This is a genomic window from Motilibacter rhizosphaerae, from assembly GCF_004216915.1.
Lineage (GTDB): Bacteria > Actinomycetota > Actinomycetes > Motilibacterales > Motilibacteraceae > Motilibacter > Motilibacter rhizosphaerae.
On record NZ_SGXD01000004.1, the window covers coordinates 13,362 to 29,463 of the forward strand.

The following is a 16,102-nucleotide window of genomic DNA, read 5'->3' on the forward strand; positions in this document are numbered from 1 at the left end:
GAGCCGAGCACCGCCGAGACGAGCACCGTCGAGCCGAGCACCGCAGAGTCCTTCTCCGCCCTGCTCGGCGCCGAGCGCGTCCTCCCCGGTGGGCCGGAGGCGAGCGCGTACCTGCGCGACTTCTCGTGGTACTCGCCGATCCTGGAGAACGCGCTCGCCGACACGACCGTCGACGCCGTCGTCCGCCCGCAGTCGGTCGAGGAGCTGACGGCCTGCGTCGCGGAGGCCGCGCGCCTGCGCGTCCCGCTCACGCTGCGCGGCGCCGGGACGGGGAACTACGGCCAGTCGCTGCCGCTGCGCAGCGGGGTCGTGGTCGACGTCCGCGGTGTCGCCGGCGTCCTCGACGTCACAGCGGGGCGCATCAGCGTGCTGCCCGGGACGGTGATGAAGGACGCCGAGGACGCCGCCCGCGCGACGGGCCAGGAGCTGGCGGTCATGCCCAGCACGTACCGGATCTCGACCGCGTCGGGCTTCATCAGCGGCGGGTCGGGCGGGATCGGGGCGGCCGCCAACGGCGACCTGTGGGGCGACAACGTGCTGGCCGTCGAGATGCTCAGCGTCGAGGAGGAGCCGCGGCTGGTGCGGCTCGAGGGCGACGACGTCCGGCCGGTGCTCCACACCTACGGCACGATCGGCGTGCTCACCCGCATCGAGCTGCGGCTCGTCCCCGCGCACGACTACACGCCCGTCGTCGTGGCGTTCCGGGACTTCGCGACGCTCACCGGCTTCGCGCACGACCTCGTCTCCGGCGACATCCACGTCCGCCTCTGCTCGGTGCACGAGGCCGTCGGCGCCGCCATGCTGGCGCCGATCTCGTCGCTGTACGAGCCCGGCGAGGACGTCGCCCTCGTGCTGGTCGACAGCGGTCAGCTCGACGCGCTGCGCGCGGCCGTCGAGGCCGCCGGAGGGCGGACCGTCGAGTGGACCGTCAAGCCGCACATCAGCCAGTTCCCCTTCAGCCACACCATCCTCTGGGCACGCAAGGCGGTGCCGGACTCCTCCTGGCTGCAGTGCGAGTACGCCAGCGACCGCACGGAGTTCCTCGCCCAGGTCGCGGAAGTCCGCGAGCGGTACGCCGGGATCTTCCTGCAGCACGTGGAGTTCGCGCGCACCGGGGAGCGGACGCGCCCGCTCGGCATCACCCCGCTCGTCGGGCTCGCCGACCACGAGGACGCGCTGGAGGAGCTGCTCGGCTTCTGCCGCGCGCTCGGGATGACCGTGCTCAACCCGCACAGCTACGTGGTCGAGGAGGGCGGCTACGTCGGGGACACCTCGCAGGTCGTCGCGCTCAAGGAGACGTGCGACCCGTACGGCCTGCTGAACCCGGGCAAGCTCGGGGACAGCTTCTTCACCTCCCGCGGGCTGACCCCGCCGAGCGCCCGGGCCGCGACCGCCCGCCGCTGACGCGACCTGCTCAGGGCGGCGTCGGGTCGAAGCGCGCGACCTCCGCGAACGCCTCGCCGAGGTACGCGACCATCGCCGCCGCGCGCTGGGCCCCGCGCTCGGCGGTGGCCTCGCGGGCATCTCCGACGACCCCGCTGGGGCCGAAGTCGGCGGAGGACCAGCCGAACGACACCGACCCGCCGAAGCGCACGTGGCGGTAGGAGTCCAGGTGCTCGGGCACCCACCGGTCGGCCTTCGTCATGTCGACGAGCTCGGGGCGCAGGTGCAGCATCAGCGAGGTCTCCTCCAGCCCGCCGTGCACGCCCATGCCGAGCTCGCCGGTGGGGCTCGCGCCGCCCTGGTCGGCGGGCACCGCCGGGTGCAGGGTGAACGTGCGGAGCCCGGTGGCCAGGCGGATGTCGCGGGCGGCGACCTGGAGGAGCGCGGAGTTCCCCCCGTGCCCGTTGAGGAACGCGAGCCGCCGCGACGGGGTCATCGCCGCGCAGCGGCCGATGTCGGTGAGGACCGCGGTCAACGTCGCCGCGGAGAGCCAGAACGTCCCGCCGGACCAGGCGTGCTCGTTGGACTTCGTGTAGGCCAGCGGGGGCAGCAGCCACAGGTCGAGCTCCTCGCCGTGCTCGGCGACGACCCGCTCGGCCAGCGCCTGCGCCGTGAGCAGGTCGGTGGCGACCGGCAGGTGCGGGCCGTGCTGCTCGATCGCGCCGGTGGGGAGGACGAGGACGCTGTCGGGGCCGAGCCGGTCGGCGATGTCGGGTGCGGTGAGCTCGGTCAGCAGGCGGAGGGGCACGTTGCGCGACGCTAGGAGCCCGCCGTTGCGCGGTGATGTCAGCGGTGTTCCGGACGACATCGCGCCGGAACAACCGGCTGCCAGAGTGCGGGCGTGCTGACCGTACGAGGCGCGTTGCGCGTCCTGACCTGCACCGGTGACTCTTCGCATGACGGTCCTGCAGGGGAGGACGCGCCGGCGGACCTCGTCTGCGGCGACGACGGCAGGTTCGTCGACGCAGCAGCCGCTCCTGGCGGCGAGGTGCTGGACGCGACCGGCTGCGTGGTGACGCCGGGGCTCGTCAACGCCCACCACCACCTGCTGCAGACGGCGTTCCGCACGCTGCCCGGGACCCGCGGGGTCCCCATGTCGCAGTGGCTGCCGACGATGGCCGCGGGGTACGCGGCGGTCGGTGTTGACCCCGAGCTCGTCCACGCGGCCGCCTCCGCAGGGCTCGCCGAGGCGCTGCTCTGCGGCGTGACCACCGTCGCCGACCACCACCTCACGTGGCCCGCGCACCTCCCCGACGACGGGCTGGGGATCGCGCGCGCGACGGTGGAGGCGGCGGCGCGTACGGGCGCGCGGCTCGTGTTCGTCCGCGGCACCGCGCGCGACGACCCGGAGGACGCGGCCTCCTCTGCTGCGGCGGTGGCGGGGCTCGTCCCGCACGGCGGCACGAGCGACGACGGCATGCTCCAGGTCGCGGTCGGGCCGGCGGGCGTGCACAGCGACAGCGAGCAGACCTTCCGGCTGCTCGGCGAGGTCGCGCGGGCGCACGGGCTGCGCCGGCGCACGCAGGCCAACGAGCAGGTCGACGTAGCGGTCGCTGCGGCGAGGTACGGGCGCCGCCCGCTCGAGCTGCTCGAGGAGTGGGGCTGGCTCGCCCCCGACGTCACCCTCGCCCACCTCTGCGGCGTGACGCCGGACGAGATCGACCGCGTCGCCTCGGCCGGCGCGAGCGCGACGCACGCGCCGGGCTGCGACCTGCCGATGGGCTGGGGCGTCGCGCCGATGGCCGCGCTCGCGGACGCGGGCGTCCCGGTCGGACTCGGCACCAGCGGCGGGGGCTCGAACGACGCCGGCCACCTGCTCGCCGACGCCCGGCTCGCGATGCAGGTGGCCCCGCTCGTGGGCCGCCCGGTCGCGGCGCGCGAGGTGCTGGCGTGGGCGACGCGCGGCTCCGCGGACGGGCTCGGCCGCCCGGACCTCGGGCGTCTCGAGCCAGGGGGGCGGGCCGACCTCGTCTGCTGGGACGTCACGGGTGTCGCCGACGTGGGTGTCGCGGACCCCGTCGCCGGGCTGCTCTGGGCTTCCCCCGGCCGCCGCCCCCGCCACGTCGTCGTCGGCGGCCGGGTCGTCGTGCGCGACGGGGTGCTGCAGACCCGCGACGAGCAGGAGGTGGTGCGTACCCTCACGGACCTGCTCGCGGAACGCCGCTGAAACCCGTGCGACACCGCGGCGGGGGACGCTGCCGCGGTGCCGAGGCCGCGCGGCGAGCGCGAGCGGCCGGCGCGAGCAGGAGGAGATCCACGATGACCCTGACCGATCCCGAGCCGGACGTGGCACCAGCCGTCGCCAGGGAAACGACGCACCACGGCCCGGACCACCTCGTGCTCTCCGAGCACCCCGTCTTCCGCCGCTTCTGGTACGCCGTCTGCTTCACCGACGACGTCGCTGACGGGCCGGTGGAGCGCACGGTCCTCGGGCAGGAGCTGGTGCTCTGGCGTCCCGAGCCCGGCTCCGCGGTCAGCGCGGCGTGGAACCGCTGTGCGCACCGCGACGCGCCGCTCTCCATGGGCTGGGTGAAGGACTGCCACCTCGTCTGCCCGTACCACGGCTGGGAGTGGGATGCCGAGGGCCGCACGCAGCGGATCCCGCAGTTCCCGACCGCGCCGCACCCGACGAAGAGCGGGCTCACCATGGTCCGGGCGCAGGAGCGCTACGGCATGGTGTGGGTCTGCCTCGCGGACGACGCGGAGGGCGGGCCCGTCGCCGACATCCCCCCGGTGCCGCAGTACGCCGCGCCCGGCTGGCGCGTGGTGCCCGAGCGGCAGTGGGACTTCGCCTGCACGGCCATGCACCTGGTCGAGAACAACGTCGACCCCGGGCACGTCGCGTTCGTCCACCGGGCGACCTTCGGCAACCCGGACAACGCCGAGCTGACCGAGGCCGACGTCGAGCGCACGGCGTACGGCTTCCTCACCCGCAACGAGGTCCCGGTCGAGTCGCGGCCGGGCGAGGTCGGCGCCACGGTCCGCTCCACGGTGGCCCAGGTGCACCTGCCGTTCTTCATGCACCTGCACATCACCTACCCCGACGGCCTGCAGCACGTCATGCTCAAGGCCATCACCCCGGTCGACGACGAGCACTGCGTCATCCTGCAGACCGTGCTGCGGACGGACTCCGAGGCGGAGCGACCGGCCGCCGACATCCTGGCCTTCGACGACGTCGTCGAGCAGGAGGACGCCACGCTGCTGGACCGGCTGCCCGCCGGGTTCCCGCTGGCGCCACGGCTCAACGCGCACGCGAAGGCCGACCGGGCGAGCCTGCTGCTGCGCCGCCTCTACGCCGAGCTCGTCACCGGGCGCTGGACGCCGGGGGTCGGCGCGTGACGCGGCTGCTGGTCCACGGTGCCGTCCTGCTGACGGTCGACCCATCTCGCCCTGACCCCTTCGTCGGCTGGTTCACCGTCGGGGACGACGGCCGGATCAGTGCCCTCGAGCCCGGAGAGCCCCCGGAGGGCCTCGTCGCCGAGCAGGTGCTCGACGCGAGCGGCACGATCATCGGCCCGGGCTTCGTCTCGTCGCACAGCCACCTGTTCACCTCGGGCTGCCGCGGGCTGGGCATGGACCAGTCGTTGTACGGCTGGATCGAGGCGATGACGGCACCCCTCGCGGGCGCGGTCGACGAGGACATCTACTGGATGACCCGCCACGGTGCGCAGGACTTCCTGCGCAACGGCATCACCACGGCCTTCGACTTCACCAGCGCGGGGCTGAGCTTCGAGAAGGAGTCCGACGGCGTCGCGCGGTACGCCGCGAGCCTCCCGGACGCCGTCTTCCAGCACGCGCAGCTGCGCGGCAAGGTCGACGCGGGGCTGCGCAGCGTCCACAGCGTCATGCTGGGACAGGGCGCGGTCGACCACGCCGCAGCCCTGGCCCACCTCGATGACGTCGTCAGCCTCGCCACCGACGTGGACCGCTCGCTCCTCCTCGGAGTGGCCCTCAGCGGCACCGTGCAGTGGGCGGAGTCCCCCGACGCCGCGACGCTGGAGGTCGCGGCGATGCGGCGGCACGGACTGCTGAACCAGCCGCACTTCCTCGAGACGCCGCACGAGATCTCGCTGCAGCAGGCGAAGTTCGCGTGGTACCGCGAGGCGGGTGCGCTCGGCCCGGACCTGGTCTTCGGCCACTTCATCCAGACCACCGACGAGATCCTCGTCGAGGCCGCGGCGGCGGGGTGCGGCATGAGCTGGCAGCCGATGAGCAACGGGCGGCTCGCGTCGGGGGTCGCCAGCATCCCGCGCATCCGCGAGCTGGGGATGCGCGTCGGCATCGGGCTCGACGACCAGTCCTGCACCGACGTCAGCGACCCGTTCGCCAACATGCGCACCGCGCTGTCCCTCGTCCGCGCGACCTACCACGACCCCGCTGCGCTGCCGGTGCGCGACGTGCTCGAGCTGCACACGCGCGGGTCCGCCGAGGTCCTCGGCATCGACCGCGAGGTGGGCAGCCTGCGCGTGGGCCGCTTCGCCGACTTCCTCGTCGTGGACCCGCGCCGCCCGGACACCGGGCCCGTGTGGGACGCGTACGGCACGTACGTCCTGGCGTGCTCGCTGCGCAACCTGCGCCAGGTGTGGTCGGGCGGACGGCTCGTCGCCGAGGGCGTGGCCCTCTGCGACCCGCAGGCCGACGAGGTCGAGAGCCAGCTGCACGAGCGCCTCGGCCGGCTGCAGGGGGTCCGTGCCTGAGCCGGCTCACCACGACAGCGGACAGCGCCGGCCCCCCGGAGGGGGCCGGCGCTGCTCGTCGTGCGGCGGTCAGCCCGCGGAGATCGAGGAGTCGATGAACTCGTTGGTCTCGACGTCCGACGGCTTCAGCCCTGCCTTCGGCGCCGTCTTCTGCGCGGTGAAGACCGGCGTCACGAGGTCGATGAGCTTCTGCACGCGGGCGTCGTCGAAGTTCCCGTGGGTCGAGTCCGGGCCGTTGCCCACGAGCCCGAGCTGCTTCTGCGTCTGGACCGAGTAGTCAGCGACGCCCTTGGAGTAGACCCAGCCGTTGTTGTACTTGCCCACGAGCTTGAGGACGAGGGCGTTGGTGCGCGACGGGTCCTTCAGGTAGTCGACGTCCGCCTGCTGCATGATCGGGACGAGCACCTTGAGGCAACCCGACATCGACGAGACCTCGCTGCTGCGCACCGCGATCGCCGACGCGTAGGGCTGGTAGCCCACGTCGTAGGTCAGCTGGTACTTGACCGGCTTGCCCCACGCGGAGACCTCGTGCTGGTAGATGTACGGCTCGGCGGAGGCGAAGCCCTGCTGCGCCTTCTTGCCACCGGCGGCGACGAACGCCGCGGGGGTGCCGTCGTACGACCCGTCCACGAGGTTGGACTTCAGCACGCCCTTGCCCTCGAGCGCGGACACCCAGGCCGAGCCGGAGAACACCCGCGTCGTCACGCCCTTCGCGGTCAGGTCCGGGATCCCCTTGACGTCGGGGTAGGTCTTCGGGTCCCACATCACCATCTGCGGGGAGATCTCCAGCGGCGCGAGGACCGCGACGGTCGGGTGCTTGGCGGAGTTCTGGATCGCCTCGTCGGTGCCGACGTAGCCGAGGGTGATCGACTTGTCGGAGTACATCTGGGCGGTCACCTGCTGGAAGCCGATCGCCGGGCCGCCGGCGCGGATCTCCACCTTCACGCCGGTGTCGGCGCCGCTCGCGTCGACCAGCGGACCGGACACCGACTTCTTCCCCGAGTTGATCGAGTAGTCGCTGCCCAGCAGCTGGTAGGCGCCACCGTGCTCGGACTCGGGGTTCCAGTCGGTCTGGATGACGACGGTGGACGGGCAACCCGCCGCCTTGAGGTCCTTCGCCGCGGTGCTCGGACCGCTGGCGGCGGCACTGCCGGCCGCGGAGCCGTCGGCCGCCGGGGCTGCACTGCCGGCCGCACCGCTCGCGCCGCCGCTGGACGCGGCAGCCGGGGTGCTCACCGAGCTGGCGGTCGAGCTCGTGCTGCTCCCGCCGCAGCCGGCGAGGGTGAGCCCGACCGCTGCAAGAGCGGCGACCGGGCCGATGGTGCTGCGAGTCTTGCGCACGCTTTCTCCTTCGGGAGTCCAACGACGCCCCACGGACCGGGGCGACGCTCCCGGGCTCGCGACGGTGCAAGGCCCAGAAGGTGGTACGGGGCAACGAGTGCCGTGCGGCACTCGAGCCCGCGTGTCCACCTTCGGCCGGTCCTGTTTCCCCCGGGTCTCCCCGCGGTGAACGCCGTCGACCATCGGTCACGACTCGGACACAGGGGCCGAAAACCCCTCGCCCTCAAGACCTCGGACGTCCCGTGGTCGCGCCGGAGCGGTCAGACCACGTCGCGGGACTGGTCGTACCAGCGCCCCACGGCCAGCTTCGCGATCCACCCGAAGAGTGCGAAGACCGCGATGCCCAGCCCGGAAGCGACGAGGATCGTCGCGAACAGCTGCGGGCCCTGCAGGCGGGAGCGGAAGTTGTCGAGCAGGATCCCCAGGCCCGGGTCCCCCTGCCGGAAGAAGAGGTCGCCGACGATGGCACCGACGACGGAGAGGCCGGCGGAGATGCGGAAGCCCGCGAAGATCGCCGGGAGGGCAGCGGGGAACTCCAGCTTGAGCAGGCGGGTCAGCCGGCTGGCGCCGTGCAGCGTGAACAGCTCGTGCATGCCGCGGTCGACCGACTGAAGGCCGAACAGCGTGTTGGAGACGATCGGGAACAGCGCGATCATCACGCAGACGATGACGCGCGGCCAGAACCCGAAGCCGAACCAGAAGCCCAGCAGGGGGACGAGGGCGAGGATCGGGATGCACTGGAGCGCCACCGCGTACGGGAACAGCGTGCGCTCGACCCACCGCGCCTGGCTCATCGCGACCGCCCAGACCATGCCGACGACGATCGCGAGGGCGAGCCCGACGAAGGTCACCACGATGGTGCGCCAGAGCGACTGGCCGATCATGCTCATGGAACCGCTGTCCAGCAGCGCGTCCGTGACGATGACGTGCGGTGCCGGGAGCAGGAAGCGCTGGTCCTCGGCGAGGACGAGGTAGGTGACGGCGTACCACGCCCCGAGCAGCACCCCCAGGAACGCCAGCGGCAGCACGAGGTTCTGCGGCGAGCGGCGCCTCCGTGTGCCTGCGGGAGCGGCGACCACCACCGCAGGGTCGGCCAGCGGCGCGGTGGGCGCGGGGATCGTGGCGGTCATGGTGCCCTCCTGTGCGACGTGCTCGACGGTGCTCACGAGTGCCCCTCACGCAGGGCGTGGGAGACCTTGCCGGCGAGCGCGCCGAACTCGGGGGTGAAGCGGATGTCCGGGGTGCGGTCGCGCCCGAACGGCACGTCGAAGGAGTCGACGATCCGCCCGGGGCGCCCGGACATGACGAGCACGCGGGTGGAGAGGTAGACCGCCTCGCTGACCGAGTGGGTGATGAACAGCGCCCCGAAGCCCTTGGCCTCGAACAGCCGCAGCAGCTCGTCGTTCAGCCGCTCGCGGGTGATCTCGTCCAGGGCACCGAACGGCTCGTCGAAGAGGAAGAGGTCCGGGTCCAGCGTGAGCGAGCGGGCGAGCGAGGCGCGCATCCGCATGCCGCCGGACAGCGCCCGCGGCAGCTTGCGCTCGTGGCCCGCGAGGCCGACGAGCTCGATGGCGTCGCGGGTCGCGGTCTCGATCTCCGCCTTCGGCATGCCGTGCAGCTCGGCGAGCAGCTGGACGTTCTTCGTGACGCTGCGCCAGGGCAGCAGCGTGGCGTCCTGGAAGACGTAGCCGATGCGCTCCGCCGCCACCTCGCTGACGCCCGAGCTGGCAGGCGAGAGGCCGGAGGCGATGCGCAGCAGGGTGCTCTTGCCGCACCCCGACGGGCCGACGACCGTGACGAAGTCGCCGCGGCGCACCTCCAGGTCGACGCCCTCCAGGGCGACGGTCCCGTCGGGGAAGGTCTTGGCGACGTCCTGGAAGCGCAGCACCTGCTTGCCCACCGCGGTCCCGGGGGCAGGGGAGGCGAGGACGGTCATCGGCAGCTCCGGTCTGGTCGCGACCGCGGGTGCCGCGGCCGTAGGGGCACTTGCCACCATCGGTCCCTCCTGTTTCAGGGGCGTGAGCGAGCGGTGAACGCGGGCGCTCCCCACCTGACGACGCGTCGGGTGCTGGCGGCGACGCGCTCCCCCACGACCGCGACGCGCGCGCTCCCGGCTCCCGCCACCGCCGCGTCGAGGCTCTCGGCCTCGACCGCGAGGAACCGCGCCACCGACCCCTCGCGCACCGCCGGCACCGGCAGCCCCATGACCGCACGGGCGCCAGCGCTCACGGCCAGCCAGGCCTCGCGGGTCGAGCAGTGCCCCGCAGTCACGAGCAGGGACGCGGCCTCGCAGGCGTCTGCGCGTCCCATGGGGTTGAACGGGTCGCGCAGGTTGTCGCCCCCCGCGCCCACGACCACCCCCGCGTCCAGGAGAGCGCGGACGGCGGTCAGCCCGCGCGGCGCCCCGACCGGCACCTCACGGCCCTGGAGGTAGAGGTTGGTCTGCGGCAGCGTCACGACGCCCACCCCCGCCCGTGCGACTGCGGCGGCCGTCGCCCGCGCCACGTCGAGGCCGTGGATGCCGAGGCTCACGCAGTGGCTCGCGGTGGCGCCGTGGGCGAACCCCGTGGCGAGCACGCGCTCCGCCAGCTCGCGCAGCCCCTGGGCCGTCGGGTCCAGCGTCTCGTCGGTGTGCAGGTCGAGCGGGAAACCGGCGCGCGCGGCCGCGGCGAAGGAGAGCTCGAGCCCGGCGCTGCGGTCGCCCCAGATGTGCGGCACTCCCCCGACGACGTCCACGCCGAGCTCGACCGCCTCGGCCAGCGCTCGGGTCGTGGCCGCCGCCTCCTCGGGCGTCCAGGGCGCGGACACGAGGGCCACCACCTGGAGGTCGACCACGCCGGCGAGGGTGTCGCGGACCTCCAGCAGGGCGCGGACGTGCCGCAGCCCCGTGTGCGCGCCGAGGTCGGCGTGCGTGCGGATCGCCGTCGTGCCGTTGGCGAGGTACTCGTACGCCGCCCTCGTCGCGCGCTCGACGAGGTCGTCGTGCGTGAAGCCCGGGGCGATGGCCCTGATGGCCTCGATCGCCCCCGCGAGGTCGCCGGTGCGGTTCGGTGCGCGGTGGCTCGTGAGCGCCTTGTCCAGGTGGGCGTGGGGCTCGGCGGGTGCCGGGAGAAGCAGGTGCCCGCCCAGGTCGAGCACCTCGTCGCCCGGCGCCTCGGGCAGCAGCGGCGCGACGGCCTCGACCACGTCCCCGGTGATGCGGACGTCGACGGTCGCGCCGTCGATGTCGGTCGCGGACCTCAGCAGCAGGCTCATCGCAGCGCCCTCCCGATCTCGGCCAGCGCACCGGCCGTCTCCAGCTCACGACCCGGCGCCGGGACCGCGGTCAGGTCGACGCCGCGGACCCCCGGCACGTCGAGGTACGCCTCGGCGAGCCGCACCGCCTCCGCCACGCCGTACGCCGGCCGCACGGACCCGGGGAACCGCTGCAGCGCAGCGGCTGAGCCCGCGTCGAACGCGACGGCGAGGCAGGCGACGAACGGCACGTGCGCGCCGGCGTCGGTGGCGGCGGCCACGAACTCGCCGACGGCGGCCGGCCCGTCGCAGAGGTTGACGAAGCAGACTGCGGCACCGGCGCGTACCTTCTCCGCGAGGCGCTCCGCCCGCTGCTCGCGGGGAGGTGCGGCGGCCGACTCGGCCACCGAGACCAGCAGCCCCGTCTGCGCGGCGACGGCGGCGAGCCGGGTCGAGTCGAGGTCGAAGACCGGAGCAGCGTCCGGGCGGTCGCCGGTACGCGTGTGGTCGCCCGTCACGCAGTGCACGGCGGCGGCGCCCACGTCCGCGAGAGCGGCGAGCTCGCCCTCGAGCGCCACGCGGTTGCGGTCGCGGCAGGTGAGCCCCGCCCAGGCGGCGACGCCGCGCGACTGCACCACCGCCGCCCGGTGCGCGGGCGGCAGCTGGACGCGGGCGGTGGGCGCGTCCCCGAGCAGAACGGCGTCGACGGCGCCGGCGAGCGCGTCGGCGCTGCGCTCCAGCCCGCTGCGCGAGAGCGGCGGCGCGGGGAGGTCGGCGATGACGACGGGGCGCTGGCGCAGCAGGGCGAGCAGCGGGGGCTCGGAGGTGTGCGGCGTGGGAGGCCCGGACCAGGGGACGACCGCGCGACCGACGAAGGGGCAGGGGAAGGGGCCGATCTCGCACGTACCGTCACCGGCGACGCCGCCGCACGGACCGTGGACCATGCGCTTGGGGCACTCGGAGACCGTGGTGGCACTCACAGGTCCAGCACCAGCCGCGGCCCGGCGGAGCGGGAGACGCAGACCATCATCACGGCGCTGTCGGCCTGCTCGGCAAGGGTGAGCACGGAGTCGCGGTGCTCGACGTCGCCCTCCAGCACGGGGGTCTCGCACGTACCGCAGGTCCCGACGCGGCAGGAGGACAGCACGACGGCGCCGGCGGCGAGCGCGGCCTCGAGCACGGACTCACCGGGCTCGACCGTGACCGTCGCACCGGTCAGCGCCAGCTCCACCTCGAACGGTCCCGGCCAGACCGGCTCGCCGAACTCCTTGGCAGTGAAGCGCTCCACGTGCAGCGCCGTCGCGGGCCAGCCGGCCATCCGCTGCTCGACGGCGTCCACGAGCCGGGCAGGGCCGCACGCGTACACCTCGGTGCCGGGCTGCGGCTCGCCGAGCAGCGCGTCGAGGTCGAGCCGTCGGCCCTCGTCGGCGGGGTGCAGCCGCACCCGCTCCGGGTACGCGGTGGCGAGCTCCCCGGCGAACGCCATCGTGGCCCGCGAGCGCCCGGCGTAGTCGAGGGTCCACTCGGCGCCCGCCGCGTGGGCGCGGAGGACCATCGCGCGCAGCGGGGTGATGCCGATGCCGCCGGCGACGAAGCGGTACGCCGTCCCTGCCGCCGCGGTGAAGCCGAAGTGGTTGCGCGGCCCGCGGACGCGCAGCCGCTGGCCGACGCGGACATCGTCGTGCAGGGCGAGGGAGCCGCCACGTCCCGCGTCCTCGCGCAGGACGGCGATGCGCCACCGCGAGCGGTCGTCCTCGTTGCCGCACAGTGAGTACTGCCGCTCGGTGCCCGGCGCGAGGACGACGTCGACGTGCGAGCCGGGCGTCCAGGCCGGCAGGTCGCGCCCGTTGTGGGCCACCAGGTCCAGCGCCACGACGCCCTGCGCGAGCTCGGTGCGCGCGTCGACCACGAGATCGCGCTCGACGTCGGAGAAGAAGCTCATCACCGCCATGCTGCCTCCGCGAGGGCCGCGACACTGCCGTGGACACAGCGGTTTAACGAGCCGTCACACGACCGGAACGTGCGGCGGATAGCAAGGCAGGGTGACCCTCGACCTCACCTCCGCGCCCCCCACCGCGATCGCCGCGCTCGAGGCGGAGCTCGTGGAGCTGCTCGGCCCGCGGGGCGTGACCAGCGAGCTGCGCGCCCGGGAGCGGGCCTCCGTCGACGGGTCGCTGATGAGCCCGATCATCGTGGAGCAGCTGCCCCTCGGCCTCGCGGACCTCGTGGCCTTCCCGGCGACGGCGGAGCAGATCGGCGACGTCGTGGCCGCGGCCGTCCGGCACGGCGTGCCGGTCACCCCGCGCGGCAAGGGCACGGGCAACTACGGCCAGGGGATCCCGCTGGCCGGCGGCCTCGTGCTCGACACCTCCCGCGCGCGTGCGGTCGTCGAGGTCGGCGACGGCTGGATCACGGCCGAGGCCGGGGCTCCGATGGTCGCGCTGGAGCGAGCCGCGGCCGAGCAGGGCCAGCAGCTCTGGATGTACCCCTCGACGGCGCAGTCGTGCCTGGGCGGCTTCCTCTCCGGGGGGTCGGGCGGGACGGGCACGATCGCGCACGGCAGCAACGACATGGGCTTCGTCGTCGCGCTCGACGTCGTGCACGGGGACGGCTCGCCCGAGCTGCACCACGTCGAGGGCGCGGAGGCGCAGCGCTACGTCCACAACTACGGCACCGCCGGCATCATCGCCCGCGCGACGGTGCGGCTCGAGCCGCTGCAGGACTGGCGGGGCGTGTTCGCGAGCTTCCCCGACCTGCCGAGCGCGCTGCGGGCGCTGCGGATCCTGGGCCGCCTCGATCCGCTGCCGCGCCTGGTCTCCGCCGACGGGCCGGAGGTGATCGCGGCCCTGCCGCCCGATCCGGCGTTCCCCGCCGGGCGCGCCAGCCTGCGGATGATCGCGGACGTGGCGACGGTGGGCGCGGCGCGCGTGGTCATCGAGGGCGCCGGCGGCCAGGTCGAGGACGTCCGCGAGGGGCCGCAGGTCGTGCTCGCGATCAGCATGCTCAGCTACAACCATCCCGTCGAGTGGCTGCAGAAGTCCGCACCCGGCACGTACTTCCACGTCGAGGTCGCCGGCGAGGCGCTGGTCGACCGGCCCGCGGACGTGGCCGCCGTCTACGAGGGCGGGCTGCTCCACGTCGAGGCCGGGCACTCCGTGCCGATCGGCATGCTGGCCGGGGTCTACCAGAGCCCGGAGCAGGTACGCGCCGGCATCGCCGCGCTGAACGCCCTCGGCGTCGGCGTGCACGACCCGCACCAGTGGAACGTGGACTTCGAACTGCAGCGGACGGTCGAGACCGCGCGGAGGACCGACCCCGGTGGGCTGCTGAACCCCGGCAAGCTCAACCCGGAGTACGCCGGTCCCACCAAGGGGTCCATCCGGTGAGCAGCGGGCTCTCCGGCTACGACCTGCACGACGACGGCGCGCCACCGGTGGACCCGCTCGAGCTGGCCCGCGAGTGGCTGCCACCGGACGACAGCCCGGAGCGCCCGCGCGTGACGCTCGCGACGGTCGGGGACGACGGCTGCCCGGACGCGCGTACGGTCCTGCTGAGCGCGTTCGACGAGTCCGGCTTCGCGTTCCACACCTCCGCCTCGAGCCGCAAGGTGGCGCAGCTGGCCGCGGTCCCCCACGCCGCGATGGTCGTGCTGTGGCCGGACTTCCGCCGCCAGCTGGTCGTCCGCGGGCCGGTCGTGCCGGATGGGGTGGCGTCCGCCGCGCGGGCCTGGGCCGCGCGTCCGGACTACCTGCGCCGGCTCGCGTGGCTCAACGACGACGCCCTGGCGGTGCAGCCTTCTCAGGAGCGGCGCCGGCGGTGGGCGGAGTTCGTGCCGGAGCACAGCGACCCGGCCGAGTCGTGGACCGGCTTCCGGCTCACCCCGGTCGAGCTGACGTACTGGTCGGCAGCGGAGGACACGGCCAGCAGGCGGTTGCGCTACCGCTGCGGGACGTCGGGCTGGACGTGGAGCCACCTGCCGGGGTGAGGGGCACTCCCCGGCAGCCGTGACGGCTGCCCGGCCCGAGGTCTATACGCTCCGTGCCCATGGTCACTCGGCTCGCCTGGACGACGGCAGGTGCCGCTCGCGGCCTCGATCCGGACGAGCCGCTCGCCCTCGAGGAGCTGCGCCGGCGCGGGATCGTGGTCGACGTCGTCGACTGGGACGACGCGACGGTCGCGTGGGAGGCGTACGACCGGGCCGTGCTGCGCTCGACCTGGGACTACCAGGACCGGCTGGCGGAGTTCCTGGGCTGGGCCGAGCGCACGGCCGCGCGCACTGACCTGCGCAACCCGCTCCCCCTCGTGCGGTGGAGCACCGACAAGCACTACCTCGTCGAGCTCGCGGCGGCGGGGGTTCCTGTGCCGCGCAGCACGTTCGTCGAGCCTGGCGAGGACGTCGAGCTGCCTGACGGCCCCCTCGTCGTCAAGCCGGCCGTCGGCGCGGGCAGCCGGGGGCTCGCGGCGTACGACGCCGGGCAGGCCGACCTCGCCCGCGCCCACGTCGAGCGCCTCCACGCGATCGGCAGGTCCGTGCTGGTGCAGCCGCGCCTCGCCTCGGTCGCGCGCGAGGGCGAGCGGGCGCTGGTGTTCTTCGACGGGACCTTCAGCCACGCGGCGACCAAGCGCGTCACCCTGCCGGTCGCCGGCTCGGTCGACGAGCTGTTCGCCGCGGAGGAGACGGGCCCGCACGAGGCCGCGCCTGACGAGCTCGCAGTGGCGCGTGCAGCGCTGGAGGTCGCGCAGCGGGGGTGCGGGATCTCCACGTACGCGCGGGTGGACCTCGTGCGCGACGACGACGGGACGCCCTGCGTCCTCGAGCTCGAGCTGGTCGAGCCCTCCCTGTTCCTGGCCGAGGGCGGGCCGGGGTCGACCGAGCGGCTGGTGGACGCGCTGCTGCGGTAGCGGGCGGTCCTGTGCGAGGGGGGCCCTCTGCGCGCGCCGCACCCCTTCCGTGCGCCGCACCCCCCCTTTGCCCGTGATCATGCACGTCTTGGGCGAGTCAGGGCGAGAGGCGGGGCCGAGGGCGCGGCAGCGCGCGAGCGCGGTCCCGCGCCCCCTCCCCCGTGATCATGCACATCGTGGGCGGGGCGGCTCCGAGGTCGCCCCAGCGCGCGAGCGCGGCCCCGCGCCCCGTCTCCGTGATCATGCACATCGTGGGCGGGGCAGCTCCGAGGTCGCCCTAGCGCGCGAGCGCGGTCCCGCACCCCCTCCCCGTGATCATGCACATCGTGGGCGGGGCGGCGCCGAGGTCTCCTCACCATGCCCCGCGATCATGCACTTCCTGTTGGTGGAGCGGAGGAACTTGCCCGCTGCGCACAAGGGGCGCCGAGCAGAATCGCCGCCTCGGGGCCCTTGCCAGGGGCACCGAGGTGGCATACAATTCGAAC

At 74.1% G+C, this 16,102-nt stretch carries 14 protein-coding genes and 1 pseudogene; 7 read left to right on the forward strand and 8 right to left on the reverse strand.

Annotation, left to right across the window (positions count from 1 at the left end; genetic code table 11):
• Nucleotides 1-192, reverse strand: a pseudogene (locus EV189_RS21170) (hypothetical protein); the annotation flags it as partial.
• On the opposite strand from EV189_RS21170, the gene EV189_RS15125 reads away from it, so the two are divergent.
• Nucleotides 142-1,404, forward strand: a complete 1,263-nt coding sequence (locus EV189_RS15125; RefSeq protein ID WP_407938150.1) for an FAD-binding oxidoreductase — start codon at nt 142-144, stop codon at nt 1,402-1,404. The pseudogene EV189_RS21170 and the gene EV189_RS15125 overlap by 51 nt on opposite strands.
• Nucleotides 1,405-1,414: 10 nt before the next feature.
• Here EV189_RS15125 and EV189_RS15130 read toward each other — a convergent pair whose 3' ends face one another.
• Nucleotides 1,415-2,191 (reverse strand): creatininase family protein, encoded by a 777-nt coding sequence (locus EV189_RS15130; protein WP_231116436.1) that lies wholly within the window; start codon nt 2,189-2,191, stop codon nt 1,415-1,417.
• A 93-nt stretch (nt 2,192-2,284) separates the two neighbouring features.
• Here EV189_RS15130 and EV189_RS15135 point away from each other — a divergent pair, with 93 nt between their 5' ends.
• The 3 genes from EV189_RS15135 (at nt 2,285) to EV189_RS15145 (ending at nt 6,140) form a co-directional block, all read left to right on the forward strand.
• Complete coding sequence (locus EV189_RS15135) at nt 2,285-3,610, forward strand: amidohydrolase family protein (protein ID WP_130493841.1); 1,326 nt, start codon at nt 2,285-2,287, stop codon at nt 3,608-3,610.
• A gap of 92 nt (nt 3,611-3,702) precedes the next feature.
• Complete coding sequence (locus EV189_RS15140) at nt 3,703-4,782, forward strand: aromatic ring-hydroxylating oxygenase subunit alpha (RefSeq protein ID WP_130493842.1); 1,080 nt, start codon at nt 3,703-3,705, stop codon at nt 4,780-4,782.
• A complete protein-coding gene (locus EV189_RS15145) occupies nt 4,779-6,140 on the forward strand; it encodes an amidohydrolase family protein (protein WP_231116438.1) in 1,362 nt (453 codons plus the stop codon). The genes EV189_RS15140 and EV189_RS15145 overlap by 4 nt, the downstream gene beginning before the upstream one ends.
• A 69-nt stretch (nt 6,141-6,209) precedes the next feature.
• Here EV189_RS15145 and EV189_RS15150 read toward each other — a convergent pair whose 3' ends face one another.
• The 6 genes from EV189_RS15150 to EV189_RS15175 all read right to left on the reverse strand — a co-directional run bounded on the left by EV189_RS15150 (nt 6,210) and on the right by EV189_RS15175 (nt 12,657).
• Complete coding sequence (locus EV189_RS15150) at nt 6,210-7,481, reverse strand: hypothetical protein (RefSeq protein ID WP_231116439.1); 1,272 nt, start codon at nt 7,479-7,481, stop codon at nt 6,210-6,212.
• A gap of 260 nt (nt 7,482-7,741) precedes the next feature.
• The gene (locus EV189_RS15155; protein WP_130493843.1) at nt 7,742-8,611 is read right to left on the reverse strand and encodes an ABC transporter permease; all 870 of its coding nucleotides are present in this window, start codon (nt 8,609-8,611) and stop codon (nt 7,742-7,744) included.
• Nucleotides 8,612-8,643: 32 nt separating this feature from the next.
• Nucleotides 8,644-9,417, reverse strand: a complete 774-nt coding sequence (locus tag EV189_RS15160) for an ABC transporter ATP-binding protein (RefSeq protein ID WP_130493844.1) — start codon at nt 9,415-9,417, stop codon at nt 8,644-8,646.
• Between the two features lie 74 nt (nt 9,418-9,491).
• On the reverse strand, nt 9,492-10,736 hold the full coding sequence (locus EV189_RS15165) for an amidohydrolase family protein (protein WP_130493845.1): 1,245 nt from the start codon (nt 10,734-10,736) through the stop codon (nt 9,492-9,494).
• Nucleotides 10,733-11,695 (reverse strand): methylenetetrahydrofolate reductase C-terminal domain-containing protein, encoded by a 963-nt coding sequence (locus tag EV189_RS15170; protein WP_130493846.1) that lies wholly within the window; start codon nt 11,693-11,695, stop codon nt 10,733-10,735. Before EV189_RS15170 ends, EV189_RS15165 begins: the two co-directional genes overlap by 4 nt.
• Nucleotides 11,692-12,657: a PDR/VanB family oxidoreductase gene (locus EV189_RS15175; RefSeq protein ID WP_130494107.1), complete on the reverse strand. Its 966-nt coding sequence runs from the start codon at nt 12,655-12,657 to the stop codon at nt 11,692-11,694. The genes EV189_RS15170 and EV189_RS15175 overlap by 4 nt, the downstream gene beginning before the upstream one ends.
• Nucleotides 12,658-12,757: 100 nt before the next feature.
• Here EV189_RS15175 and EV189_RS15180 point away from each other — a divergent pair, with 100 nt between their 5' ends.
• Genes EV189_RS15180 through EV189_RS15190 form a run of 3 tightly spaced genes read left to right on the forward strand, consistent with a single transcriptional unit; the run spans nt 12,758 to nt 15,617 of the window.
• Nucleotides 12,758-14,101: an FAD-binding oxidoreductase gene (locus EV189_RS15180; RefSeq protein WP_130493847.1), complete on the forward strand. Its 1,344-nt coding sequence runs from the start codon at nt 12,758-12,760 to the stop codon at nt 14,099-14,101.
• Nucleotides 14,098-14,700, forward strand: coding sequence for a pyridoxamine 5'-phosphate oxidase family protein (locus tag EV189_RS15185; protein ID WP_130493848.1), 603 nt, complete (start codon nt 14,098-14,100; stop codon nt 14,698-14,700). The genes EV189_RS15180 and EV189_RS15185 overlap by 4 nt, the downstream gene beginning before the upstream one ends.
• 59 nt (nt 14,701-14,759) lie before the next feature.
• A complete protein-coding gene (locus tag EV189_RS15190) occupies nt 14,760-15,617 on the forward strand; it encodes an ATP-grasp domain-containing protein (RefSeq protein ID WP_130493849.1) in 858 nt (285 codons plus the stop codon).
• The last annotated feature ends 485 nt before the right edge of the window (nt 15,618-16,102 follow it).